This window comes from Corynebacterium wankanglinii, assembly GCF_013601005.1.
In the GTDB taxonomy this organism is placed as follows: domain Bacteria; phylum Actinomycetota; class Actinomycetes; order Mycobacteriales; family Mycobacteriaceae; genus Corynebacterium; species Corynebacterium wankanglinii.
Genome location: NZ_JABFED010000005.1, coordinates 88,436 through 113,200, shown reverse-complemented (window position 1 = coordinate 113,200; position 24,765 = coordinate 88,436). Strand labels below are relative to the sequence as shown.

21 protein-coding genes, 1 tRNA gene and 1 riboswitch are annotated in these 24,765 nt (G+C 67.5%); of the genes, 15 read left to right on the top strand and 7 right to left on the bottom strand.

Annotated elements, in window-relative coordinates; translation table 11 throughout:
- Positions 1-5 precede the first annotated feature (5 nt).
- A complete protein-coding gene (gene dcd / locus HMA55_RS07925; protein WP_181192508.1) occupies positions 6-569 on the bottom strand; it encodes a dCTP deaminase in 564 nt (187 codons plus the stop codon).
- 61 nt (positions 570-630) lie between these two features.
- On the opposite strand from dcd, the gene HMA55_RS07920 reads away from it, so the two are divergent.
- Positions 631-701 (top strand) — tRNA-Gly (locus tag HMA55_RS07920).
- A 38-nt stretch (positions 702-739) separates the two neighbouring features.
- Here the strand turns inward: HMA55_RS07920 and HMA55_RS07915 are convergent.
- Complete coding sequence (locus tag HMA55_RS07915) at positions 740-1,318, bottom strand: hypothetical protein (protein ID WP_181192507.1); 579 nt, start codon at positions 1,316-1,318, stop codon at positions 740-742.
- Between the two features lie 17 nt (positions 1,319-1,335).
- Positions 1,336-1,472: riboswitch (SAM riboswitch) on the bottom strand.
- Positions 1,473-1,550: 78 nt separating this feature from the next.
- Between HMA55_RS07915 and HMA55_RS07910 the strand changes: the two genes are divergently transcribed.
- Positions 1,551-2,372, top strand: a complete 822-nt coding sequence (locus HMA55_RS07910; protein ID WP_235961862.1) for an alpha/beta fold hydrolase — start codon at positions 1,551-1,553, stop codon at positions 2,370-2,372.
- 148 nt (positions 2,373-2,520) lie between these two features.
- Positions 2,521-4,044, top strand: coding sequence for an HNH endonuclease signature motif containing protein (locus HMA55_RS07905; RefSeq protein WP_181192506.1), 1,524 nt, complete (start codon positions 2,521-2,523; stop codon positions 4,042-4,044).
- A gap of 30 nt (positions 4,045-4,074) precedes the next feature.
- On the opposite strand, the gene HMA55_RS07900 is transcribed toward HMA55_RS07905, so the two are convergent.
- Together HMA55_RS07900 and HMA55_RS07895 are read right to left on the bottom strand one after the other, a co-directional pair.
- Positions 4,075-5,730, bottom strand: a complete 1,656-nt coding sequence (locus HMA55_RS07900) for a VanW family protein (RefSeq protein ID WP_181192581.1) — start codon at positions 5,728-5,730, stop codon at positions 4,075-4,077.
- A gap of 125 nt (positions 5,731-5,855) precedes the next feature.
- Positions 5,856-7,046: a glycoside hydrolase family 3 N-terminal domain-containing protein gene (locus tag HMA55_RS07895; protein ID WP_181192505.1), complete on the bottom strand. Its 1,191-nt coding sequence runs from the start codon at positions 7,044-7,046 to the stop codon at positions 5,856-5,858.
- 67 nt (positions 7,047-7,113) lie between these two features.
- Between HMA55_RS07895 and HMA55_RS07890 the strand changes: the two genes are divergently transcribed.
- Together HMA55_RS07890 and HMA55_RS07885 are read left to right on the top strand one after the other, a co-directional pair.
- Positions 7,114-7,323, top strand: coding sequence for a DUF2613 family protein (locus HMA55_RS07890; RefSeq protein WP_181192504.1), 210 nt, complete (start codon positions 7,114-7,116; stop codon positions 7,321-7,323).
- 15 nt (positions 7,324-7,338) lie between these two features.
- Entirely contained in the window at positions 7,339-10,233 is a 2,895-nt protein-coding gene (locus HMA55_RS07885; protein WP_181192503.1) for an alpha-(1->3)-arabinofuranosyltransferase domain-containing protein, read from the top strand.
- On the opposite strand, the gene HMA55_RS07880 is transcribed toward HMA55_RS07885, so the two are convergent.
- On the bottom strand, positions 10,140-11,192 hold the full coding sequence (locus HMA55_RS07880) for an acyltransferase family protein (RefSeq protein WP_257802496.1): 1,053 nt from the start codon (positions 11,190-11,192) through the stop codon (positions 10,140-10,142). The genes HMA55_RS07885 and HMA55_RS07880 overlap by 94 nt on opposite strands.
- 37 nt (positions 11,193-11,229) lie before the next feature.
- Between HMA55_RS07880 and HMA55_RS07875 the strand changes: the two genes are divergently transcribed.
- The 4 genes from HMA55_RS07875 (at position 11,230) to HMA55_RS07860 (ending at position 14,490) form a co-directional block, all read left to right on the top strand.
- Positions 11,230-11,883, top strand: a complete 654-nt coding sequence (locus HMA55_RS07875; protein ID WP_181192502.1) for a porin PorA family protein — start codon at positions 11,230-11,232, stop codon at positions 11,881-11,883.
- Positions 11,867-13,300 carry a hypothetical protein gene (locus HMA55_RS07870; protein ID WP_181192501.1) on the top strand — a complete coding sequence of 478 codons (1,434 nt, stop codon included), beginning with the start codon at positions 11,867-11,869 and terminating at the stop codon, positions 13,298-13,300. The genes HMA55_RS07875 and HMA55_RS07870 overlap by 17 nt, the downstream gene beginning before the upstream one ends.
- A 164-nt stretch (positions 13,301-13,464) precedes the next feature.
- Positions 13,465-13,701 (top strand): three-helix bundle dimerization domain-containing protein, encoded by a 237-nt coding sequence (locus HMA55_RS07865; RefSeq protein ID WP_181192500.1) that lies wholly within the window; start codon positions 13,465-13,467, stop codon positions 13,699-13,701.
- Between the two features lie 336 nt (positions 13,702-14,037).
- Positions 14,038-14,490 carry a DIP1984 family protein gene (locus HMA55_RS07860; RefSeq protein WP_181192499.1) on the top strand — a complete coding sequence of 151 codons (453 nt, stop codon included), beginning with the start codon at positions 14,038-14,040 and terminating at the stop codon, positions 14,488-14,490.
- Here HMA55_RS07860 and HMA55_RS07855 read toward each other — a convergent pair.
- Positions 14,465-15,529 (bottom strand): glycosyltransferase family 4 protein, encoded by a 1,065-nt coding sequence (locus HMA55_RS07855; protein WP_181192498.1) that lies wholly within the window; start codon positions 15,527-15,529, stop codon positions 14,465-14,467. The genes HMA55_RS07860 and HMA55_RS07855 overlap by 26 nt on opposite strands.
- A gap of 4 nt (positions 15,530-15,533) precedes the next feature.
- On the opposite strand from HMA55_RS07855, the gene HMA55_RS07850 reads away from it, so the two are divergent.
- Positions 15,534-16,283: a class I SAM-dependent methyltransferase gene (locus tag HMA55_RS07850; protein WP_181192497.1), complete on the top strand. Its 750-nt coding sequence runs from the start codon at positions 15,534-15,536 to the stop codon at positions 16,281-16,283.
- 120 nt (positions 16,284-16,403) lie between these two features.
- Here HMA55_RS07850 and HMA55_RS07845 read toward each other — a convergent pair whose 3' ends face one another.
- Positions 16,404-18,230 (bottom strand): phosphoenolpyruvate carboxykinase (GTP), encoded by a 1,827-nt coding sequence (locus tag HMA55_RS07845; protein WP_181192496.1) that lies wholly within the window; start codon positions 18,228-18,230, stop codon positions 16,404-16,406.
- Positions 18,231-18,501: 271 nt separating this feature from the next.
- On the opposite strand from HMA55_RS07845, the gene trmB reads away from it, so the two are divergent.
- Genes trmB through HMA55_RS07820 form a run of 5 tightly spaced genes read left to right on the top strand, consistent with a single transcriptional unit; the run spans position 18,502 to position 24,751 of the window.
- Positions 18,502-19,272: a tRNA (guanosine(46)-N7)-methyltransferase TrmB gene (trmB, locus tag HMA55_RS07840; protein ID WP_181192495.1), complete on the top strand. Its 771-nt coding sequence runs from the start codon at positions 18,502-18,504 to the stop codon at positions 19,270-19,272.
- A complete protein-coding gene (locus HMA55_RS07835) occupies positions 19,272-19,946 on the top strand; it encodes an NYN domain-containing protein (protein WP_181192494.1) in 675 nt (224 codons plus the stop codon). The genes trmB and HMA55_RS07835 overlap by 1 nt, the downstream gene beginning before the upstream one ends.
- Before the next feature lie 10 nt (positions 19,947-19,956).
- Positions 19,957-22,260, top strand: coding sequence for an MMPL family transporter (locus HMA55_RS07830; RefSeq protein WP_181192493.1), 2,304 nt, complete (start codon positions 19,957-19,959; stop codon positions 22,258-22,260).
- Complete coding sequence (locus tag HMA55_RS07825) at positions 22,250-23,242, top strand: lysylphosphatidylglycerol synthase transmembrane domain-containing protein (RefSeq protein ID WP_181192492.1); 993 nt, start codon at positions 22,250-22,252, stop codon at positions 23,240-23,242. Before HMA55_RS07830 ends, HMA55_RS07825 begins: the two co-directional genes overlap by 11 nt.
- A 57-nt stretch (positions 23,243-23,299) precedes the next feature.
- Positions 23,300-24,751, top strand: a complete 1,452-nt coding sequence (locus tag HMA55_RS07820; protein ID WP_181192491.1) for an FAD-binding oxidoreductase — start codon at positions 23,300-23,302, stop codon at positions 24,749-24,751.
- Positions 24,752-24,765 lie beyond the last annotated feature (14 nt).

Sequence of the window (24,765 nt, the reverse complement as noted above, 5' to 3'; positions counted from 1 at the left end):
GCGCTCTATTGGAAGTTCAGGTACGCCTTCGACGGGGTCGGGCCGCGCTGGCCCTGGTACTTCGAGCCGAGCGCGCCGGAGCCGTAGGGGGTGTCCGCGGGCGAGGACATCTTGAACAGTGCGAGCTGACCGACCTTCATCCCCGGCCACAGCACGATGGGCAGGTTGGCCACGTTGGACAGCTCCAGGGTGATGTGGCCGGAAAAGCCCGGGTCGATAAAGCCTGCGGTGGAGTGCGTGAGCAGGCCGAGGCGGCCCAGGGAGGACTTGCCCTCGAGCCGGCCCGCGAGGTCCGCCGGCAGCGTGAAGCACTCCAGGGTGGAGGCAAGCACAAACTCGCCGGGGTGCAAGACGAAGGCGTCGCCCTCGGGCACCTCGACGAGCGTGGTCAGATCCGGCATCTCCTGCTTCGGGTCGATGTGCGTGTACTTCGAGTTGTTGAAAACGCGGAAGAACTTATCGATGCGCACGTCGATGGAGCTCGGCTGGATCAGCTCAGCGTCGAACGGGTCGATGCCGAGGTGGCCGGAGTCGATAGCGTCGCGGATATCGTGATCTGAGAGCAGCACGGGTGCGAGTGTACTTCCCCGTTTTGGGCCCAGAATCCGTGGTGCTAAAGTAAGCGGAGCTGCCGGCGTAGTTTAGTGGTAGAACATCAGCTTCCCAAGCTGAGAGTGCGAGTTCGATTCTCGTCGCCGGCTCTCGTTTTTACCTAGGGGGAAGGCTGGGTCCGAGGGGCCTATGCGTGGCTGCAGGGCCCGATCGGGCGGGAGGAGACGACGCTTACCGGGTACCCGTATCCGTCGAAATCACCACGCATCACGGGCCACTCCCGGTTGTAGTACTTCGCGTTGGCGAGGCGCTCCGGGTCGTGGTTGTAGCAGGTGTACACGCCGTCTTCGGTGGAAAAGACGAGCTTCGTCCCGTCGTGTTCGATGATGGTGATGGGCAGCCAGTCCTCCTTGGGGCCGTTGCCAGCGCGCAGCACCGGAATCCAGTGGGACTTGTGGCCGTTGGCGATCAGGTCGCACTCGTCGGGGCCGCACGGGATGCGTTCCGCGGGCGGCTCCGGCAGGGGGACGGCGGTGCCGTTGGCGTCGCGGACGGCGCCCTCGATGGCGGAGTATTCGAACTTCGGGCCGGTGTGGCCGACGAAATCGAAGGCCTCCATAGGTGAGGGAAATTCCGCAGTGACGATCTCACCTGTGCCGTCGAGCCTGAACGTGACGGTGTTGATATTGACGCTGCCGAGGGTCGCCGGGACCCAGTCGTCGGCGAAGTCGAAGGGGTTGGACATTGCTGGCATGTCGGAGGACATGGGAAAACTCCTGATGGGAATCGCTCTTCCGGCGCGGCGGCTGCACGTGCCGGCGGATCTTCTCCCGGGGGCACCGTGCGCGATGTGCGCGGTTGCCAGCCGACGAGCCGGGAGGCTTTGCCCCGTTGCGCCGGGGCCGTCGGACTTCGTGATCCGCCCCAGACGATAACAGACAGCTTTGTCTACTGCAAGTGATGGCCGGAGGACGTCGATAAGCAATATGCTGCAAAGGATGAAACTGAGCAGCGCGATGATGACACTTGCGGCCGGGTACGGAGCGGTGCGCGGGCTGCAAAACCGCCCGCCGATGCCGTTCAACGACAGGAACTTCAAGCCGGAGCACCCCACGCCGGTGCTATACATCCACGGAATTAACTCGCGGACCGCGGCATTTGAATCCAACGCTCAGACGCTTCGTGAGCAGGGCTTTTGGGTGTGGGGGTACGACTACGGGGACATGATCGCACCCGGTTTCTTCGGCGCGGGCGACTTGAACTCGATCGTCGGCGACGTGGAGGAGCACGTGGACCGCGTACTGCGTAAGACGGGGGCGAAGCAGGTGGACATCGTGGCGCACTCGCAAGGCGCACTGATGACCAAGTTGTTCATCGCACGCGGCGGCGCGGAGAAGGTGCGGCGAGTGGTGGCGATGGGCGGCAATTTCCACGGCACGGATTTCCGGGGCCTCGCCGGGCAGATGGGCGAGGTGGCGTCTCGGCACCCACATTTCACCGCCTTGTTTGCGCCCGGGGCGGCGCAGCAGCTGGCAGGCTCGGCGTGGTTGCGCGAATTCGCGAGCGGCCCCGACACCGCGCCAGGGATCGTCTACACCTCGATATATTCACCCGCGGACACCGTGGTCACACCCGCCTCCGCGTCCATGTTGGAGGCCGGCCCGGGTGCGGACGTGGCCAACATCGACTCCGGGCGGTGGTACGACGGGTACGCACCGCTCCACGCACTCATGCCGCGCGACCCGCTCTACGCCGATCTCACGGTGTGGGGGCTGCTACGCGAGGTGGGTAAGCACGTGCCGCCGCGGTTTCCCGACTAGGACGCTGGCGCTTATCGACGAGCTAAAGTTGCTGGCCGGGCGGCCACATTCGAACGTCTGTGCGTTTTTTGGGCTGGCGTGTCGGCGCGTGCCGTAGCGTGTGGCGTGTTCGTTCGTTGAAGATGGGTTTCGGGAAGGGAACGCGGGCGTGACCACGGTAATTGACCACCACGTTGATCAGATCGTCAATAGCCTTGCAGCGCTTGAGGCGCTCATGATGCAGCCCGAATCCCTCCACCTGTCATCCACGCACCACGCGATGGAACGGTTGCACGCAGCGCTGCCGCTGTTGTCCAACGCCAATATCGCGTTTGCGTTCCTGTGCGAACGCGACGGGGCTGGCCGCTTAGTCGGGGCGAACCACCCCGTGGAATACCTGACCAAACAGCTCGGCCTGCCGCGCTCCGACGCGTTCAGCTTGCTCAGCCAGGCCAAGACCATGTTCGGCGAGGTAGAAGTGCCCGCACCGCCAGCGGATCCCGCGGCGGATGAGCAGGAACGCCGGAAGCGTGCGGAGGAAGAACAGCGCCGCAAAGATGAGGCCCGGAAAGCGAAGGAGCGCGCTAGAAATGCCGCCGCGAAAGCAAACGCCGAGAAGAAGCGCATCATTGAAAGAGCGTTAATGCAGCTCAACGAGCACGCTGACCCCGGCCGGGACGAGATCTACGCCCGTGCGTTAGAAGCTTCCGAGACCATGTCTGCAGAGGAGCTGCGGAAGTACGTGGTGAACCTGGTCAAACGCGCGAACCGGAGAGGCAGGGATTACGAGGGTAAGAAGGATCCTTTCGCCGCGTTCAAGGAGCGCACCATGATCTTCGGGGAGGAAGACAGCGACGGGGGATCCTGGGGCAAGATCTATTTCGACAAAGCCAGCCGCGCCGCATTCGAAGCCGCCCTCGCCGCTGGCGAGGCCCTCGGAGCCAACCTGCCGGACGGAGTCGAGGACAAACGCACGCGCGGGCAGCGCCGTTTCGATCAGCTCATGGACATTGTGAACCGCCACGGCAACGCCTCCACCGCGGCACGACGGGGAGTGGGCACCGTCGTTGTGACGATGACCCTGGAAGAACTGCTCGGGGCTGACGCGTACACCGAGTTCTCCACCAACACCTCGGTATCCCTTAACGCCTTGGACGTGATCCGTCTCGGATTAGCCGGCGACTCGTTCGCGCTCCAGCTCGACTCGTGCACCGGCGTGCCCCTCTCACTGGGACGCGCACGGTTGGCCAGCGTGGAACAAAAACTGGTGCTGCTTGCAATGCAGCAAGTATGCGCCTGGATCGGCTGCACCAAGCCGGGCGTGGAACTCGAGGCCCACCATCTCCACACATACCTGCACGGCGGCCTCACCGACCTCGACAACCTCATCCTCCTGTGCCGCGAGCACCACATGTGCAACAACGACAACAGGGACGGCGCGGGTGGGAAGGGGTACTTCACCAAAGACCCCTCCACTTGGGATATCACCCACCACCCCGCCGACGGTGGCCCGCCAGTTCGGACCAGCACCCACCAGTATGAGCAATCGCCAGGTCAAAGGACCATCCGCCGGGCCAGGGAACGATATCCCGCGTTCGATGACCCACCGACCGCGAGGTCGGCGGACCCACCACTGTTCGACCTGGGCACAAGCACGCGCACCGGCCACGGAAGTGCCGGCAACACGGCGTGAGGGTTGGGCGTGCGGTTTCTACCGCCGCCCCTAGCCGCAGCGCACGATCGGCTGCGGGTTGTACACCGTGGTTTGGGTTTCGCGATCCAGCTCGTTGCCCGCGAGGTCGTAGATGATTCGGGTATCGGAGGTGGTGAACCCCGGTGCACCCGAGGACGGCACGCAGCCGGAGCCTGGCACGTTCATCGGCTGCGGCGAAGTCTGAGCCCAGCGGCCGCCGTTGACGGACTCGACGGTGACGGTCTTGACTCCCATGAGGCTCACGGTGACCTCCCCGCCGCCGACGCTGGTCGCGATGCGCACCGGGTGGGGGCTGTCGTTGCGGAACTGCAGGTCGATCGCCCCCTCGTACACGGTCGCCTCGCGGCCGGCCGGGTAGCGGGAGATGTAGTAGGAGTGCGGCGTGTGCGCCACATCCGTCATGCCCGCGAAGTAAGAGGCGTTGTACAGCGTGGTGGCGAACTGGGAGATGCCGCCGCCGACCGCCGTGTCCGCGTGGCCGTCCAGGATAATGCCGGACTCCACATACCCCTGCGCCGTTCCACGCGGGCCGGTGTAGCCGTTGAGGGAGAACGTTTCCCCGGGGTTCACAATCGCGCCGTTGACAGTGCTTGCCACCAGCGCGATGTTGGTTCCGGACGCACCCGAGTAGCCGCTGGTGGTGAAGGAGCCGACTACGTCATTGAACGTCGCATTCTCCGCCTGGGCGGTGGTGAACTGGGCCGGCACGTCCTTGTATACCGCTTCCCAGGACCGCGGCTCGGTGCCCAGCAGCCGCTGGTCGAAGCCAACCATGGTTGCGTCCCAGTCCACGACGGAGCCGTCCACGGACGGCTCGACCCCGCCGCCTGCCAGCACCCGGGCGTTTTTGGCCTCCACCTCCGTTTGAGCAAGCTGGTCGCCGAGGATGGTGCGGGCTGCGTCCTGGTTCACGCGCGGCTCGATCCGGCCGTCTACGCCGGGGAACTGCACGATTTCGCCGAGGCGGTCTTGCGGCACCGCTGCCGCCACGCCCTCCTTACCTGTCACCGTGACGGGCCCGTCCAAAGCGGCGCGCACCGGTCCGCCCAGGGCTGCCTTCAGCGCGGCATCGTTGATGGCCGGTTGCACCTTCGCGGGTTCGACCTCGATACCACCCGGGCTCAACCAGCCGGTGGTCACTTCTTCCCGGAGCGCCGGGCGCTCAACGTCCTGGCCCAGTTTCGGGTCGGATGTTTCGGCCTTGCCGCCCTCAATGCGGATGGCGCCGTCGACGGGGTCCACGTGCAGCTCGTGCGTCAGGCGGTCGAGTTGGCTGTTCAGGGCAGCGTCGTCGACCGTCGGCACAACGTCCACTTCGTGGGTGGTAAACAACCCGCGCAGGCGGTCTACCGGGTTGGCGGATTCGATGCCGGCCGCCGCCACGGTCGCGTCGAAGTCGATGCCGAGGCCGGATTTTGCCGGGACGAACTCGGAGCGCTTCTCCCCCGCCTTGACCTCGACGGGCTCATCTGCAACGCCGCCAAGCTCCGTTTCGAGCTTATCGCGGGCCTCCTCCGGTGCCATCGCACCGATGTTGACGCCGCCCACGTGCGTGCCGCGGGGCACGTTTCCGCGGTGCATTGCCAGATCGGTCAGGTACAGCGCGAGAGCCACGGCAAGGATGCCGAGGAGTGTGCCGAGGGCGATCTTGCTTCCGCGGCCCATCACAGCAGCACCGCCGGGGGCGCTGCCGGAGCGGCCCTTCTTATGCGAGGTTGCCTTCACCGTAGTCACCCGTCCCACAGTAATGGAGATCTTTGAAGCCGCCTAGATGTGGCAGTGGCGGTGTGCTACAAGCCGACGTCGATGAGCTGCTGCTGCACCCGCGCCGCCGCCTCGTCTATGCGGGTTTCGGGGATGTAGCCGCTCTGCACGCACCACACGATGTGGTCGATGATGCCGGGCAGGTCCGCGCCCGAGGACCACAGCGCCTGGTCTGCGCCCGAGCCGATGGCCCTGGCCACAGCGTCGCGGGTGGGCGCGTAGTCGAGGATGCCGCGCATGCCCGATAGGTCGTCGGTGACCACGGCCCCCTCAAACGGGACGCCGCCCGGGTAATCGCCGGTGCGCAGCAGGCGGTAGGCCTCGGGGTTCATGGAGCTTGGCACGCCCTCCGGCCCCAGGCCCGGCACGATCATGTGTCCCATCATCACGCTCGCCCGGGGGAACTGCTCAAGCAGCGGCCCATAGGGGCGCAGGTCCAGCTCCTTCATCTCCCCCAAGGACGGTGTGAGGGCGAGCTGGTGGTGCGTGTCTCCCGAAGCGCGGCCGTGGCCGGGGAAGTGCTTGAAGGTGGGGGTCACCCCGGCGTCCATAAGGCCCTGCGAAAACAGGCCGGCTACGCGGACCACCTCATCCGGGTTGCCGTGGAACGAGCGGTCACCAACGATGTCCAGGCCGCTCACGTCGAGGTCCAGCAGCGGCGCGTAGTCCACGTTGATGCCGTGCGCCCGCAGCGCGCGGCCGATGTCGTACCCGGTGCCGCGTATCACCTCCGGGGGCTGGCCGGCGAGCGCACGTGGCGGCATGAAATCGCCCAGCACCTGGGTGTGGCGTTGCACGCGGCCGCCCTCGAAATCGATGGCCACGCTGAACGGCCGGTGGTACTGCGTCCGCAGTGCGTTGACGTCGCGCCCGACCTCCGTGAGCAGCGCAGGGTCCGCCCAGCTGGGGATGATCAGTCCGCCGACCCCCTGGTCGAGAGCGAACCGGGCCTGGTCGTAGTTGGACACCCCCACCACCATGAGCGAAGCGACCTTCTGCCGCAGGTCGTGCGGCACCCGCTGTTGGGCCGGCGAGAGGGGGGCTGGCGCGTGTACCTGGGCCGGAGCGGCGATTGCGGGTTGCGTATCAGCGCTTTCGCGGACCTCAGCGGTCTCCAACGCCGGCGACTCCTCTACGGCGGGTTTCGGGGAGGAGCAAGCAGCAAGCCCGAGCGTGGAGACGCATGCAAGCGCTGCCGCACCTGCTCGAGCCCGCATCTAGTCACCCCTCGATTGTCGTTTCAAAACACCGCCACTGTACCCGTCACTGGTACGCTTTTCCGACATGTCCCACCGAGTATTCGCTCTGCCGGCGTCGCTTGCCCGGCGCGCCACCGCGCCCGTTTTGGCTAGCACGGTCGTGGGTGTGGTGCTCGGTGTGGTGGGGGTGCTGGGCATCGCGGCGGTCTCGGGCCAGTCCACTGTGCCGCAGGGATCGGCTGTGTCAGCGGACGATGCTGTGCTGGGCGGGCCGGAGTACGGCTCGAGGAAGTAGGCGCCGGTGCGGGGGATGCGCTCGCACCTCGTGGGCTGGCTGGCGCTGCTGCTGGTGGTGCTCGCCCAGCCGCCGGGTCACGTCGCCGCGGACACGAAGTTCGACCTGGTGGCGGATCCGCTGCGGTTTCTGCGGCGCGCCACCCACGCCTATACCGACGAGTTCCCGCTGGGCCAGGTGCAGAACCAGGCTTACGGCTACCTCTTTCCCCAAGGCCCGTTTTTCCTCGCCGGCCACCTGTTGCACCTCCCGCCTTGGCTGATCCAGCGGGCGTGGTGGCTGCTGCTGTTGTGCCTGGCGTATTCCGGTGCTCTGACGCTGGCGCGCCGTATGGGTATCCGGGGCACGTTCCCCCAGGTTCTCGCCGCGGGTGTGTACGCGTTGAGTCCGCGCATCCTGACCACGCTGACAGCCATCTCGTCGGAGGCGTGGCCGGTGGCGCTCGTGCCGTGGACCCTGGTGCCTCTGACGCGCCGCACCCCGCGTATCGCGCCGGCGGTGGTGGCTGTGGCTGTGATGGGTGCGGTGAACGCCACCGCCACCATCGCGGCGTGCCTGCCGGCGTTTGCGCTGCTCATTGCCAGGCGCTCCTACCGCGCCGCGGGCAGGTTCACGCTCGGCGCGGCGGCCGTGTCCGCGTGGTGGGTGGGGCCGCTTTTGGTACTCGGCCGCTACTCCCCTCCGTTCACGGATTTCATTGAGTCCGCCGGCGTGACCACCGCCTGGCTCAACCCGGTGGAGATCCTGCGAGGCACCACCAGCTGGACCCCGTTCGTGGACACCGAGCGCGCCGCCGGCCACCTGCTGGTCGCCGAGCCCGCGTTCATCATCGCCACCTGCCTCGTCGCCGCTGCGGGCCTCGCGGGCCTGGCGCGCCGCGACATGCCGTGGCGCGGGCCGCTGCTCGCGGTGTTTGCGGTGGGGTTTTGGGTGCTCGGTTCAGCCCACCTGGCCACATCGCTTTACGACGGCGCTCTCGCCCCCTTCCGCAATCTCCACAAATTCGACCCCCTGGTGCACCTGCCTCTCGCGCTCGGCGTCGGGCACACGGCGGCGACGGTGAACCGTCCGAAGGCGGTCGGCGTGGCACTTGCTGCCGCGGTGGCGATGGCCCCGGCGTGGTCGCTGCGCCTGCTGCCGGAGGGCACGTGGAAGGACGTCTCCGCGGACTGGGTCGCGGCGGGGCAATGGTTGGACGAGCACGCCGCCGGCACCCGCACCCTGGTGGTGCCGCCGGCGTCCTTTGCCCGGCAGACCTGGGGGTGGACCCGCGACGAGCCGATCCAGGCCCTGACCAGCGCAAGGTTCGCCTTCCGGGATGCGGTGCCCCTGGTGGACCCGGAGGCGATTCGGGGGCTGGAGGGGCAGGCGGAGCTCGTCGATAGGCAGGCGCTGCGCTCGATCGGCGTGGGTGCGGTGGTGGTGCGCCGGGACCTAGAGCGCCAGCCGGTAACGCCGAATCTGGGCGAGCCGGACGCGAGCTTCGGCGACGTGGACATTTTCCTGCTGGACCCGGCGGCTGACGTGATGACCACCGACCGCGAGCCGGTAACCGTGGACGGCGGCGGCGAGGTGCTCCCCCTGCTGTGGCGCGAGCTGGGCTACTTCCCCGCGCGGCTGACCAGCGGAGACGCCGACGTGGTCACGGATACCCCGGCGCTGGCGGTGCGCAACTACGGCACTATCGACGGCCAGTCCGGCTACCTCTACGGGGTCTGGGAGGATACCACGGTGCGCAACCGGGTGAAGGACTACCCCTCCGCCGGCGCGCGTACCGCGGTGGCGATGGAGGGCACCGCTCGCGCCTCCTCGTCGGCCGCGGACGCCGGGGCGTTCAGCGGCCCGGACCCGTCCAAGTCGCTCACCGCGGCCTTCGACGGCCTGTCGGAAACCGCCTGGTGGCCCGCCCCTGGCGACGCGGACGCGTGGATCGAGTTTCAGTCCCGGCAGGAGCACATCACGGTCACCGCCACCGCGGACACCACCGTGGAACTCTGCGGCGGCAACGGCACCTGCCGTCGCGTCACTTTGGTGAAGGACCAGCCGCGCAGGCTCACCCGCGGCGACGCCACGCTCCTGCAGCTCACCGAGCCAGTGGGCATCCGCGAGCTCGACGTGGGCGTGCGCCGCATCGTGGAGGTGGAGGGCACCGCCGACCGCTACTTCTTTCAGCGCCACTTCCCCGCAAACACGGTGATCCAGCGTCGCTTCACCACGAACGAGCCCGCCACCTGGCAGCTATCGCGCCCCGCCACCATCGACGGCGAACGCCACGCCGGCACCGTGTTCCTCGAAGCCGGCACGCACGAGCTGTTCACCCGCGCGGACACGGTCATGCTCTCCCGCGCGCCGCTTCCCAGCCGCGCTGGCGACCGGTTGATCCTGACCACCCGCGCGTTCAACGAGGGCTTGCGAGCCACCCTCGGCGGCACTGAGCTCGAGCCTGTGCGTATCGACGCCGGCGCCCAAGCCTTCCGCGTCCCCGAGGGTGCCGCCGGCGAGTTCCGCATGCGCTTCGCCGGAGAGGACGCCTACCGGTACTCGCTGCTCTTCGGCGGCGCGTTCAGCCTGCTCATCCTCGCCTGGTGCCTGTGGGTGCCGTGGCGGCGCGAGGAGGACCGTTACCTCCCGCCCGACAACGCGAACTGGGCCCCCACCGCCGCCGTTATCGCAGCGTTTCCCGTTCATGGCCTTGCCGCCGCCGCGCTGGCGTGGTTGGTGCGCCGCGTCACGGTCCTGCCCATGCACGCCGTATCCGCCGCAACCATGGCTGTCAGCGGCCTAGTGCTGGCCCGCGCCCACTGGCCGGCGGCGAACTACGCGGGATCGTCCACCTTCCTCGTCGTGGCTGGCTGCTTTGCGGTGGCCTGCCTGACCAACCGCGCGCCGGGCACCTCCACCAGCTCGTAGGAGATGTAGGCCACCGCGGTGCTGGCCAGCGCCGTGGCCAGGTACACCAGCGCGAACCGCCCGGCGAACATCGGCACCCCCAGCACCGGGAAAGCGAAGTACAACACCGCCATGTGCCACAGGAACACCGAGTACGACCAGTGGCCCAGCGTGCGCATGACCCGCGAGGACAGCACGGTGCCCCGCATCCGTTGCCCCAGCGCATACGGCGCCACCACCAGCGCCGCGAACACCGCGCCGAGGAGCACGCGCGCGTTGAACTCGGCAGGCGAGGGGTGCTCCAGGCCCCGCGGGCCGATCACGCCGGCGAACCACGCGACCGGCAGCGACAACAGCAAAAACGGCCATCGCGGCCCGGCGTAGCGCACCCCGGCGCGCTCCAGCTCCACCAGCACGAGCCCGACGGCGAACCACGGCGCGTAGGAGGGCGGCCAGATCTGCAGGTTCACCACTGCCGGATCGCCAAGGCCCGCAACCGCCCACGGCCAGGCCAGGCCCAGGGCCACCGCCCCTGCCAGCACCACGCGCCGCCTGCGCGTCCCGAGGCGCAGATACAGCGGCAGGACCGCATAGAACGCGGCTTCGATGCACAGCGACCACATTTGCGTGAGCCCGTCGATAAGCCCGTGCGGCACGTAGACCTGCACCAACAGGGCGTTCGCGGCCACCTGCCCCCACGAGACTCCCGCGAGCGGCGGCAGCGCGAGCAGCACCACCGCCACGCACACGAGGTACGCGGGCGCGAGGCGCGCCACGCGGCGCGAGTAGTAGCCGGGTCTGATGCCCCCGCGCGCGAGCAGGAACGCCGAGAGCGCGAAGAAAACGGCCACGAAGTAGTCGAAGCGCTCCAGTAGTGCAGAATCCGTCGCGGTCTGAAACGCCACGTGCGTGGCCACGATGCCGTACGCGGCGACGGCGCGCAGACCGTCGAGCTCGGGCAAAATGGCGGGGCTATTCACGATGGCGCAAGTCTAGCCACCCGGTAGGGTGACACGGGTGAACCTGCGACGCCGACTAGCCGCCTGTCTAGGCATCATCGTCGTCTGCGCTGCGCTCAACATCGCCTCCCCCATCGTGATTGCCAAGCAGCGCACCTTGGCCCCTGGGGAGTACACCGTGCTTTTCGACGGCGCTTCGCCCCGCACCCGCACCATCACCCTCACCGAAGCCCCGAAGCGGCTCGACGCGGTGGTGACCGTGGACGGTGAAGAGGTGGACGCCTTCCCCATCGACCCCTCCACCGCCTTCCCCGCCAAGGGACGCGCAGGGCTGGGCCCCCTGATGCCGTACCGCCCCGAGCGACGCTCCTACCCGCTGTTCGACCCGGCGGCCGGGGCCGACGTCCCGTTCGACTACCTCGGCCCGGGCTCAGTGCGCGGGCTGGAGACGTACAAGTACAGCGCGGAGCTTACCGGCGGCTGCACCCGCACCGTCGATGCGGAACGGCGCACCGGGCGCATCGTGGACGAAATCTGGGGCTGCGGCGAAGACCAGTGGACGCTGGCGGAGGAAACCAAGTCCTCGCAGGTTGCGGCGGCGCGACGTGAGGTGGCGTGGCTGCGTGGCCTGCAGGTCATGGCGGGTGTCACCCGCACCATCGCCGCTGCGGCCTTCATCGCGGGCCTGGTGTTCTATGCGCGCCGCCGCTGAGCGGTGGTGGGCGCCGGCGTACGGCGCGCTGTTGGTTCTCGGGCTGACCTGGCCGTTTCTTGTGCCCGGCGAGGCGTTCGCGCTGCGGGACATGGTGGTCTTCGACTCGATGTCGCTCACCCGCGCATCGCTCGGCTGGGGCGATCTCGCCGCGCGCAACGTCCCCCAGGACGCCCTGCTGGGTATCCTGCCGAAGCCGGTGGTGTTCCTGCGCATGTTCATGGTCGCCGCCGCCGCGTGCGGCGCATGGGCTGGCTACCGGCTGGGGCGCTCCCCATTTGGGCGGGCCGCTGCGATGACGGTGGCGGTATGGAACCCTTTCGTGGTGGAGCGGCTCCTCCAGGGGCAATGGTCCTTGGCCGCGGCGGCGTGGCTGCTGCCGCTGGTAGCGCTCGGCGCTCACCCGATGTCGGGGCTCGCGCACTGGCTCGCCTCCCTGACACCTACCGGGGCGTTGGCGGCGGCAGCATTTGCCCGCGGGCGACGGGGTCTTGTGGTTACTGCCTTGAGCTGTGCGCCGTGGGTGGTTGCCGGCGTCTTCGCCTCCGCACCGGGCACCTCCTCCGCCGCCGCGGCCGCCGCGTTCGCTCCGCGCGCCGAGAAGTGGGTTGGCACCCTCGGCTCGTTGCTGGGGCTCGGCGGCATCTGGAACGGCCAAGCGGTGCCAGCGTCGCGGTCCGCCGGGTGCGCGCTGTTCGGCATCGCGCTGTTCGCGCTGCTCGCGCTCACGTGGCGCGCGGTCCCTCGCCGCTGGCTGCTCCTCGCCGCCGCGGGTTTCGCCGTCGCGCTGGCGTCCTGGGCGGGCCTGACCGCGCCGCTGGTCCAGCACGTTCCCGGCGCGGGGCTGCTGCGCGATGGCCAAAAGTGGCTCATCCTCGCCGTCCCCGCCTTCGTCGCCGCCGCGGGCGCCCTGGATAGCCGCCGGGCGCTGGCCGCGACCGCGTTCGCGCTGCTGCAAGTTCCTGACGCGCCCGTCGCGGTAGCGGCCCTGACCCCCACCTCTGTGGAGATCCCCGCCGTGGACCACCGCGGCCGCGACGTCTTCTTCGAGTCGCGCCCCGCGCTCATGCGTATCGACGGCCATCCTGTCGCCGACCCCGCCCCCAAGGCCATGAACGTGGTTGAATCCGGCGCGTTGATGGTTGACGGGGTGGCGGTGGATCCGCCGTCGCAACGTTGGGCGGCGGCCCAGGCTGCGCTCGCCGAGTCCGCCGACCCCGCCCGGTTGCGCAAACTTGGCATCGGCGTGGTGGTCCACGCCGACGGGTCGGTGACGTTCACAGGTGCGCCTGCCCAACCAATGCCCGCGGTGGGGATCGCGTTGTTCGGGCTGTGGTGCGTGGTGCCGTTGGTGCTATGTGTCGGAAATCACAATAGGCCCAGAAACGGCCCCTTCCAGCGACTTTCCCGAAATTAGTGGGTCTGCGCCCATTATCGAACAGCGCCAATCATTGACCCTCTTGCACGATTAACGCCCTCTAGCCTAAAGTGAACGCAAGATGAACAACAGGTTACGTATGAAAGCGTGACCCCGAATGGAACCAAAGGAGCAGATACAGCTTCTGCAAGGAGGAACACACCATGGCTAACAACATCGATTTCAGCATCATCCGCGAGCGCGCCCTGCGAAACATCCGCGAGGACCTGCTCACCGAGTTCGCCGGCCAGTTCGACGCGCTCGAGATCAACGACGCATTCGATGCTGTCCTGCGCACGCACCGCAAGTCTGCAGTGATCGAGGACTTTGTCCCCGTGCTCGTCGAGGCCGAAATGCGCGACCGTCTCCGCGACGGCCAGCTGTTCCCCTCCGCGGCGTAATCGCGCCCGCCTGTAGCGCCCAGCCCTTCCCCAAGGGCGGGCGCTTTTGCTATGCTCTGCAGAAACTGTCGGTAGCGGAACCGCGCCGGCACCCAGCGAACGTCAACCCCTTGTGCCCGGGGTAAAGGACACCTTGCATGGCGCCTTGTGGTCGTATCAAGGCTGAAGCGGTTCGATTCCGCTCACACGCACAACGCATGCGGCCTGCACGACGCACACGGGCACAACCCCCACCACAGGGTTTAACCGAGCACGATTTACTACCGCGACGTTGGGGGTGTACGGGATGCGGCCGTGAGGGTCGGGAACGGGGACAGCAACTTCAAGGAGGCACACATGCTGCTCGCAGAGGCACTGGCGCGCCGCGCCGAGGCGCAGGACCGCCTGAACAAATTGCAGGAACGCCTGGTCCAGGGCGCGCTGATGCAGGAGGGCGACACCCCGCCGGAGGACCCGGCGGACATGCTCGAGGAAGTCGCCGGGCTGCTGCAGGAGATTGAAACGCTGGTGCGCCGCATCAACCACACCAACGCGAAGACCGCCTTCGAGGGTGCGACGCTTACCGACGCCATCGCGCGCCGTGACGCCCTACTGCGCTCCCGCCGCCTCTACGCCGCGGTCGCCGACGCCGCGACGATGTCAAACGCCCGCTACTCGCGCTCCGAAGTACGCTTCGTGCCCACCGTGGATGTCAAGGCGCTTCGCGACATGGCGGACAGCGCCTCAAAGGCCTACCGCGAGCTGGACACGAAGATCCAGCAGCTCAACTGGACCACGCATCTGCAATAACACGCGCGAACTTCCGGCCGGTCCCCTCCCAGGAAAACCGTGCCGCCCACGCCCGCGCGGCAGGAGCCATTGCCTCTCGACGTCCAATGGTCTCCCCCACCACGCGCCCAAAATCCTCCCCAGTCTTGACCAGTCTGCCGGTGACGCCGTTGCGGATGGAATCAGCCACCCCGCCGGCGGACGCGTACGCCACGGTGGGCACCCCGTGCTGCGCCGCCTCGATCACCGCAATGCCCCAGCCCTCTTTCCGCGACGGCAACACGTGCACTGCGGCCCGTTCCAGCAGCGCGTGCTTGTACGGCTCCGAGACGTGCCCGTGGAACACCACCTTGTCACCGTGAGGGGCGGCGTAGTCACGCAGCTCGTCCTCCCACCAGCCCGACCCGATGATGTCTAACACGACGTTATCCATCTCCGCCACCGTGTCGATCGCCTCCTCGATGCGCTTATGCGGCACCAGGCGGGAGAGGGTGACCAGGTGCAACCTGTGGTCGTCGTGAAGCGTAGGCACGTCCGCAGGCACCGGGTCCACGCCGTTTTCCACGATCTCGATGTCGGCCTCGCGCACCCCCAGCGCCACCAGGTCCCGCTTCGAGGCCTCCGACACCGTCACGTACCGCAACCCCCGGTACACCCTGGGTGCCACCTTCGATTCCAAAAACCACCCGAGCCGTCCGATCACCGGGCCCGCCACCGGCCACTGCTCCCTGTGGCAGTGATGCGTCAGCAACACCACGGGCGCGCGCGTGAACAATCGCGCGAAAAACGGAATGCCGTTTTGGGTGTCCACGACCACGTCCGGCCGGTTACGCCAGATGGACAGCGGCGCGGCGAGGTACACGCCGAACTTGCCGCCGGCGCGCTCGTAGCGCACGCCGTTCCTGGTTGACCTGCGCGGCGCGTCCGTGTGCTTCGCTGTGCGGTAGACCACCTCGTGGCCCTGCGCGGCCAGGTACTCGCCGACGCGCTCGAGGTAGCGCTCCGACCCGCCGCCCTGCGGGTGGGTGGTATCGCGCCAACATAGAAGCAGTATCTTCATCGCTATGCACCGTACCCGCCGGATGGCCACCCTTCGTCGCTCGCTCCGGCTGTTACGCGCGTTCGCCTACGAGCAGTTCCGCCCGCGCATCTTTTACTCCATGCTCGCCCGCGACACGCGCTCGCTTCTCGACGCGCTCTGCCACGACCTCTCCTTATCCCCTGCTTCGAGCTTGCGAGGTGCATCCGTCCTCGACGTCGGCGGCGGTCCAGGCTACTTCGCCGACGCGTTCGCGGACTGCTTCTACGTCGGCCTCGAACCCAACGTCTCCGAGCTGTCCGCGGCGGGGCTCACCGGCTTCGGCGCGGTGCGCGGCGACGGGGCAGCCCTGCCCTTCGCCGACGAATCCTTCGACGTGGTGTACTCCTCCAACGTCGCCGAGCACGTCCCCAACTGGCAGGCCATGGGCAATGAGATGCTGCGCGTGGCCGCACCCGGCGGGCTGGTGGTGCTCAGCTACACGGTGTGGCTCGGGCCGTTTGGCGGGCACGAGACGGGGCTGTGGCAGCACTACGTGGGTGGGGAGTACGCGCGGCGTCGATACGCGAAGGTGCACGGCCGCGACCCGAAGAACGTCTTCGGGGAGTCCCTGTTCGCCATCTCCGCGCGCGAGGGGCTCGAATGGGCCGAGTCCACCGGCCAGCTCGTGGCCGCGTTCCCCCGCTACCACCCGTGGTGGGCGTGGTGGCTCACCCGTGTGCCGGTACTCCGCGAGTTCGCCGTGTCCAACCTTGTCCTCGTCCTGCGGGCGTGACTGGGCGGTCGGCATTCCTCACCCCACGGAAGTCGAGTGCGAGAGGTCGAGAACACCCAGCTCTGGTGCCGAACTCGACCTTCCGCACTCGACTTTCAGCGGACCACGTGGCCCGAACCGCTACTTCGAAGCGGCCTGGATGCGCTCGTCCAGCTTGGTCAGCTGGTCGAAGAGCTTCTGCGGCACGCGGGAGCCGAGGCCCTCGAGGTAGCGGCGGGAATCGGCGAGGTCTTCCTTCCACAGCTCCGGGTCGGGGTACAGCGCCTCGCGCACGTCCTCGATCGGGGTGTCCAGGCCGGTCAGGTCCAGGTCCTCGGCGCGGGCGGTGTAGCCGACCACGGTCTCGTCGGCGTCGACCTTGCCCTCGATGCGGTCCACGACCCACTTGAGCACGCGGGAGTTGTCGCCGAAGCCCGGCCACAGGAAGCGGTCGTCGTCGCCGCGGCGGAACCAGTTGACCAGGAAGATCTCCGGCATCCGGTCGCCGCCCTTTTCACCCATGTCCAGCCAGTGCTGGAAGTAGTCGCCCACGTTGTAGCCCATGAACGGCAGCATCGCCATCGGGTCGTGGCGCAGGGAGCCAACCTTCGCCTCCGCGGACGCGGCGGTCTGGCCGGAGGAGAGCATCGCGCCGATCATGGTGCCGTGCTCCCAGTTGTGCGCCTGGGTCACCAGCGGCACGGTGTCGGGACGGCGGCCGCCGAAAAGGATCGCGTCGATCTTCACGCCCTGCCAGTCGTCGAACTCGGGCGCTGCGGCCGGGCACTGCTCAATGGCCACGCAGTAGCGCGAGTTCGGGTGGGCCGCCTTGGAGGTGGACTCGGGCGTCCAGTCCTCGCCGCGCCAGTCGATGAGGTGGGCCGGGGCCTCGCCGTCCATGCCTTCCCACCAGACGTCGCCGTCGTCGGTAAGCGCAACGTTGGTGAACAGGATGTTGCCCGGCTCCATGCTGCGCATAGCGATCGGGTTGGAGGCGTAGTTGGTGCCCGGTGCCACGCCGAAGAAGCCGTTTTCCGGGTTGACCGCGTACAGGCCGTCCTCGCGCAGGTGCATCCACGCGATGTCGTCGCCGACGACCTCGGCGGTCCAGCCCTCGAGCGTCGGGGTGATCATGGCCAGGTTGGTCTTGCCGCACGCGGACGGGAACGCGGCGGCGATGTGGTAGGCCTTGCCCTCCGGGGAGGTGAGCTTCAGGATGAGCATGTGCTCGGCCATCCAGCCCTCCTCCTTCGCCATCACGGACGCGATGCGCAGGGCGTAGCACTTCTTGGCCAGGATGGCGTTGCCGCCGTAGCCGGAGCCGTAGGACCAGATCTCCTTGGTCTCGGGGAACTGGGAGATGTACTTGGTGTCGTTGCACGGCCACGCCACGTCGTCCTGGCCCGGCTCGAGCGGGGCGCCGACGGAGTGCAGGCAGTGCACGAAGTTGTCGCCCTGGATCTTCTCCAACGCCTGGGTGCCCATGCGGGTCATGATGCGCATGGAGAGCACGACGTACGCCGAGTCGGTCAGCTGCACGCCCAGCTTCGGGTCCGGGTCGGAGATGGGGCCCATGCAAAACGGCACGACGTACATGGTGCGCCCTCGCATGGAGCCTTTGAAGTGCTCCAGCATCTCCTCTTTCAGTGCGTCCGGCTTCATCCAGTTGTTGGTGGGACCGGCGTCTTCTTCATTCTCGGTGGAGATGAAGGTGCGGGATTCCACGCGTGCCACGTCAGACGGGTGGGATCGCGCGAGGAAGGAGTTGGGGCGCTTCTCTTCGTTGAGCTTGATCAGCGTTCCGGCGTCCACCAGCTCGGCGGTGAGGCGGTCCCACTCTTCGTCGGAGCCGTCGGCGAAGACGACTTTCTCCGGCTCGAAGAGGTCGACCGCCTCGTTGATCCAAGCAATGAGCTGCTCGTTGTCGGTGGGGTTCTGTCCCTCCAGGCGAGTAATTTCGGCGGTCATAGGTACTCCTTTTTCAACTGGTTATGGCCAGCGTGCGTACGAAATGCATCGTTGTTGCGTTCTCAGGGTATCGAAACGGGCGTTCATCTGGCCAAAAGTTCTGACCATTCCGGCCAAACTGGATATAACCAGTGCGCCCGAGCACGCCGTTTGCCCGGTACGGGGGTGGAGCACTACCCCCGTACCGCGTTCTTGAACGCCTGCTTCACGACGCCTCCGGGGGTGACGCGCGGAGCTTGCGTTTGCCCAGTTCATATGGACAATAAACCTGATGAATAATACTGAAAATATCCGTCCGGGAACGGGCGAATTGCCGGCGGGCCGCCCGCTGCAAACCGAGTTCGACACCGGTTTGGACTACCCGCGCCTCGGATCCGTCACTTTCCGTCGAGGCACGCTGACAGACAACCAGGAGGCCCTGTTCGACAAGCACTGGCCGCGCCTGGGCCGCGTGCTCGCCGAGGGCTCGGACGAGCGGATCGACGTGGACGAGTGGTTCGGCCGCTCGGGGCACCCCACCATCGTGGAGATCGGCTCCGGCACCGGCACCTCCACCGCCGCGATGGCGCCGCTGGAGGCGGACACCAACATCATCGCCGTGGAGCTGTACAAGCCCGGCCTGGCCAAGCTGCTCGGCGCGGTAGTGCGCGGCGGTATCGACAACATCCGCATGGTGCGCGGCGACGGCGTGGAGGTGCTGGCCCGCATGTTCGGGGAGGAGTCCCTCGACGGCGTGCGCATCTTCTTCCCGGACCCGTGGCCGAAGGCGCGCCACCACAAGCGTCGCATCATCCAGTCGGGCACCTTGAACCTCATCGCCACCCGCCTGAAACCGGGCGGCGTGCTGCACGTGGCCACCGACCACGCCGACTACGCGGCGTGGATCGACGAGCTGGTCGGCGTGGAGCCGATGCTGGAATACAAAGGCTGGCCGTGGCCCGAGGCGCCGCTGCTCACGGACCGCCAGGTGATCACCAAGTTCGAGGGCAAGGGCCTCGACAAAGACCACGTCATCCGCGAGTACCTGTGGGAGAAGAAGTAATGGACCTTCAAGCACTGTCGCACCCCTACACCCCCGGGGCCCCCGCGGGTCCGGAAAGCTACCTGCTGGTGTGGGACGCGCCGAACCTGGATATGGGCTTGGGCGCCATTCTCGGCGGCCGCCCCACCGCCGCGCACCGCCCGCGCTTCGACGCCATCGGCCGCTGGCTCATCGGGGAAGCCGAGGCCCGCGCCGACGAACTCGGCCGGGACATCGAGCCGGAGGCGACGGTGTTCACCAACGTCGCGGCCTCCGGCGCGGACGCGATCCGCCCGTGGGTGGAGGCGCTGCGCAACGTCGGTTTCGCCGTCTTTGCCAAGCCGAAGAGCGACGAGGATTCCGACGTGGACCAGGACATGCTCGCCCACATCGAGCGACGCCGCGACGAGGGCGTGCTCCAGGGCGTGGTGGTGGCCTCAGCGGACGGGCAGAACTTCCAGGAGCCTCTGCTCGAGCTCGTCGACGCCGGCATCCCGGTCACGGTCCTCGGCTTCCACGAGCACGCCTCCTGGGCGGTGAACTCCCCGGACGTGACGTTCGTGGACTTGGAGGACATCCCCGGCGTGTTCCAGAACCCGCTGCCGCGCGTGAACCTGGACAAACTGCCGGAGGGCGGTGCCTGGTTGCAGCCGTTCCGTCCGCTGCGCTCCCTGCTGCACAACACCCGGGACTAGGAGGCCGCCAGTGTTTAACAAGTGGGGCCGCTTCGCGTACCGCCACCGCCGCGTGATCCCGGTCGTGGTCATCGCGCTCATCCTCGCTATGCAGGTGCTCTTCGGCTCCAAGCTGGGCGAGCGCCTCTCCCAGGAGGGGTGGGAGGACCCGGGCGCGGACTCGACCACAGCTGCCGCCATCGAGCAGGAAACATTCAGCCGCGACAACTCCGGCGACGTCATTGTGCTGGTGAGCACGCCGGAGGATGCGGCGACTCCGGTGAGCGTCGATGACCCGCTGCTCGTGGAAGCGATGAACACGCAGCTCAGCAGCCTGCGCGATCAGTTCCCCAACGAGATCGCCCACATCACCAGCTATTTCGAACGCCCCAACCCGCAGCTAGTCAACGCCGAGCACACCAAGGCGTTTGCGGCGATCGGGCTGAAGGGCGACGGCGAGCAGACGCTGAAGGATTTCCGCACCATCAAGCCCGCGCTCGAAGCGATGGAGGTGCCGTACGGGACCGTGCAGGTCGCCGGCGCCACCGCAGTCGCAGACGCGCTGGACGAGGGCATGGCGGACGACATCGCCCGCGCCGAAAAGGTCGGCCTGGTATTCGTGGCGGTGATCCTGCTGTTCGTCTTCGGCGGCGTGGTGGCGGCGGGGATGCCGCTGATCGTGGGCATCCTGTCCATCATTGGCTCGCTGTCGCTGCTGTCTGTGCTGGCGCAGTACCAGCAGGTGAACATCTTCTCGCAGTCCATCATCACGCTGCTGGGGCTGGGCCTTGCCATCGATTACGGCCTGTTCATGGTCTCCCGCTTCCGCGAGGAGCTCGACCGCGGCCGCGAGGTCCAAGACGCCGTGGCCGTGACCACCAGCACCGCGGGCAAGACGGTGTTCTTCTCCGCCCTGATGGTGGGGGTTGCCCTGTCCGGGCTGCTCATGTTCCCGCAGGCGTTTTTGAAGTCCGTCGCCTACGGTGCGATGAGCGCGGTGCTGCTCGCCGCCGTGATCTCGGTGGCGGTGCTGCCGGCGCTGTTCGGCTCGCTAGGGCCGAAGATCGACAAGTGGTCGGTCCGCCGTCGCTCCTCACGTCGCGACGGCGAGACAGAAGACACCGTCTGGTACAAGATCCCCGCCTGGGCGATGCGCCACGCAAAAACCGTCGTGGTGGGCTGCTCGGCGCTACTGCTCCTGCTCACCGTGCCGATGGTGGGCATCACGTTCGGTGGCATCAACGAAACCTACCTGCCGCCGAGCCAGGAGACCCGCCAGGCCCAGGACGAGTTCAACGAGGAATTCCCCGCCTTCCGCACCGACCCGGTCAAACTCGTGGTCACCGGCGCCTCCAACGAGCAGCTGGTGGACATCGTCCTGCAGGCCCGCCAGGTCGAGGGCCTCGCCGCGCCGCTGAAGCCCGCGCACGCCACGCAGGACGGCACGACCGTGCTCTCCGCGCCGCTGGCGGACAGGGCCGGAGGCGCGGACGTCGTGAAGCAATTGCGCAACATCGACGCGCCCGACGGGGTGGAGACCTACGTCGCGGGCACCCCGGCGATGGAGGTCGAATCCATTGAGGCTCTGCTGAACCGCCTGCCATGGATGGCGGTGTACATGGTCATCGCCACATTCCTGCTCATGGCCCTGGTGTTCGGCTCGGTGATCCTGCCAGCGAAGGCGGTGATCATGAACGTCCTCGGCATCGGCGCCACCCTCGGCTTCCTCACCGCAGTCTTCGTCGACGGCGTCGGCGCGGGCGCGCTGAACTTCACCCCCGGCCCGCTGATGAGCCCGATCCTGGTGCTGATCATCTCCATCCTCTACGGGCTTTCCACGGACTACGAGGTGTTCTTGGTCTCCCGCATGGTGGAGGCGCGCCAAGACGGCGCCAGCACCGACGAGGCCATCAAACGCGGCACCGCGCACACTGGCGGCATCATCACCGCCGCCGCCGCCATCATGATCGTGGTCGCCGCCGCGTTCGCCCTGTCGGACATCGTGATGATGAAGTACATCGCCTACGGCATGATCTTCTCGCTCGCCCTCGATGCCACCTTGATCCGCCTCCTGTTCGTCCCCGCCGTGATGCACCTCCTGCGCGAAGACAGCTGGTGGGCGCCGCGCTGGGTGAAGCGGGCCGCGGGCTCACGCCTATCGACGCCCACCTCCGGCGAAACGCCCATCTCCGACATGGTGCCCGACACCCAGCCCGGCCGCGCCGGAGTGAGCGTCACCGAAAACACCTCTCTGGTGCCGTTTAGCGACCTCATGCGCGATTTGGAACAGCGCCGCGCCATCGAGCAGCTGAAGAAGAAGGAACTTGAGCGTTAGCTGGCGCCAGTGGCTGCGCTGGCTCGCCCCCGTTGCCGTTCTCGTGGCGATGCTGGTGATCCTGCGCGACGAGCTGCCGTTTTTTGGGGAGGCGTGGGGGGCTGTGAGGGCGGCGTCGATAGGCCCGCTGCTGGCCGCGGTGGCCACCGCGGTGGCCTCGCTGGCCGCGATGGCCGGGGTCATGCAGATCTTGCTCAATGTCGAAGGGCGCATCACAGGGGTGGCGCGCACGAACGCGATCACCTACGCCTCCAACGCCTGGTCCACAACGGTGCCGGGAGGGCCGGCGATTTCCGCGTGGCTGACGTTTCGGGTGCACCGCTTGTGGGGCGCGTCCGTGGGTCTGTGCGGCTGGTTCTTCGTGGTCTCCGGCGCGCTGTCCACGGTGTGGATGGTGCTCATCGGTGTCGTTGCGGTAGCGCTGGCGGGGGCGGAGTTATCCGCGTGGTCGCTGCTGCTGAGCCTGCTGGCGGCGGTGGCGACCATTGGTGCGGTGTTCTGGGCCACGTTGCATCCCGCCGTGCTCAAGCGTTGGGTGCGATTCCTGCCGGAGAAGGTGCACGCGCGGGTGGTGGGCGTGATCGATCAGGTCTCCGCCATCCGTATCTCCGCGCCGGCGTTTTTCGCGGCGGCGGGGCTCTCGCTCGCGAACCGGCTTCTGGACCTGGCCACGATGGTCTTCGCCGTGTGGGCCGTGGCCGGCCAGGGCGCGCCGCTTGCGGGCGTGTGCCTGGCGCTCATCATGACCAAACTCGCCGGCTCCGCCCAGGTCACCCCCGGCGGGCTCGGTACCGTGGAGCCCGTGGCGGTGGGCATGCTCGTCGCCGGCGGGCTCCCGCTCGCAACCGCTACCGCGGCGACGGTGGTGTACCGGGCGGTTTCGTTTGCGCTCATCACCGCAATCGGGTGGGTCATCTACGCCGCGGTGTACGCCGGGCGCGGCTTCATGGCCGGACGTCCGTCCGCTGGCGAAGCCGTTTGAGCTTGTGTGACGTTTTATCCACGCACAGTGCGCAACTTGGGTCTATGGTTGCACTGCATGAGCGTTTTCAGGAACTTTCACGGACGCAGCGTGGATTTTGAACGCGTCGTGCCCATCGGCTGGCACGCGCACGAGGAGGGGGTTTCCGCGCTCCTGGAAAGCTTCCGGCGGGTGCCAGACGGCCAGCGCGTGCGCCTGGCCAAGAAGACGTCGAACCTTTTCCGCTCCCGCGACACGGGGAGCTCCGGGCTCGACGTGGAGGGCCTGCGCGGCGTCATCGCCGTCGACCCGGTGACGAAAACCGCCGATGTGCAGGGCATGTGCACCTACGAAGACCTAGTCGACGCGACCCTGCCGTACGGTCTCGTGCCACTCGTGGTGCCGCAGCTGAAAACCATCACGCTCGGCGGTGCCGTCTCCGGCATGGGCGTGGAGTCCACCTCCTTCCGCAACGGCCTGCCGCACGAATCCGTGCTCGAGATGGATGTGCTGGTGGGCACCGGTGACGTCGTCACCTGCTCGCGCGAAGACAACGTTGCGCTCTTCCGCGCGTTCCCGAACTCGTACGGCTCACTCGGCTACGCGGTGCGCCTCACCATCGAGCTCGAGGAGGTCCAACCGTTCATCGAGCTCCAGCACGTGCGTTACGACGACCTCACGGCCTTCCAGGACGCTCTGGCCGACGCTGCCGCTGCCGGTGAGTGGGGCGGGCGCGCCCTGCACGGCCTCGACGCCGTCGCGTTCTCTCCCACCGAGCAATACCTCGTCTGCGCTTTCCAGACGAGCGAAGCGCCGGGGACCTCCGATTACACGCGCGACGCCGTGTACTACCGCTCGCTGCAGCACCCGTCGGGCGTGCACCACGACTTCCTCACTATCCGCGATTACATCTGGCGCTGGGACACCGACTGGTTCTGGTGCTCCCGCGCCTTCGGCACGCAGAACCCCAAGGTGCGCAAGCTCTGGCCGCGCGAGCTGCGTCGCAGCGCGTTCTACTGGAAACTCGTGGGCCTGGACAAGAAGTACGACCTGGAGTACCGGTTCCTGAAGAAGCCGAAGGGCTTGCCGCGCACCGAGCGCGTCGTGCAAGACATCGAGGTGCGCGACACGCAGGTCGCCGAGTTCCTCGACTGGTTCTTCAAGGCCAGCGACATCGAACCGGTTTGGCTGTGTCCGATCCGGCTGCGAGACGGCGTCGATACGCTCGCTGGCGTCGGACTCGACGAGGAGGCGCCGTGGCCGCTCTACCCCCTCGAGCCGGCGACGACATGGGTGAACGTCGGCTTCTGGTCCGGCGTCCCGGAGGTGGAGCCGGGGGCCTTCAACAAGGTCATCGAACGGAAGGTCTCAGACCTCGGCGGGCACAAGTCCCTGTACTCGGAGGCGTTCTACGACCGCGTCGAGTTCGAGCGCCTCTACGGCGGGGACCTGCCGGAGAGGATGAAAGCCCAGTACGACCCGGCCCGGCGCTTCCCGGGCCTCTACGAAAAGACAGTGGAAAACGCGTAGGAGAATGACCATGC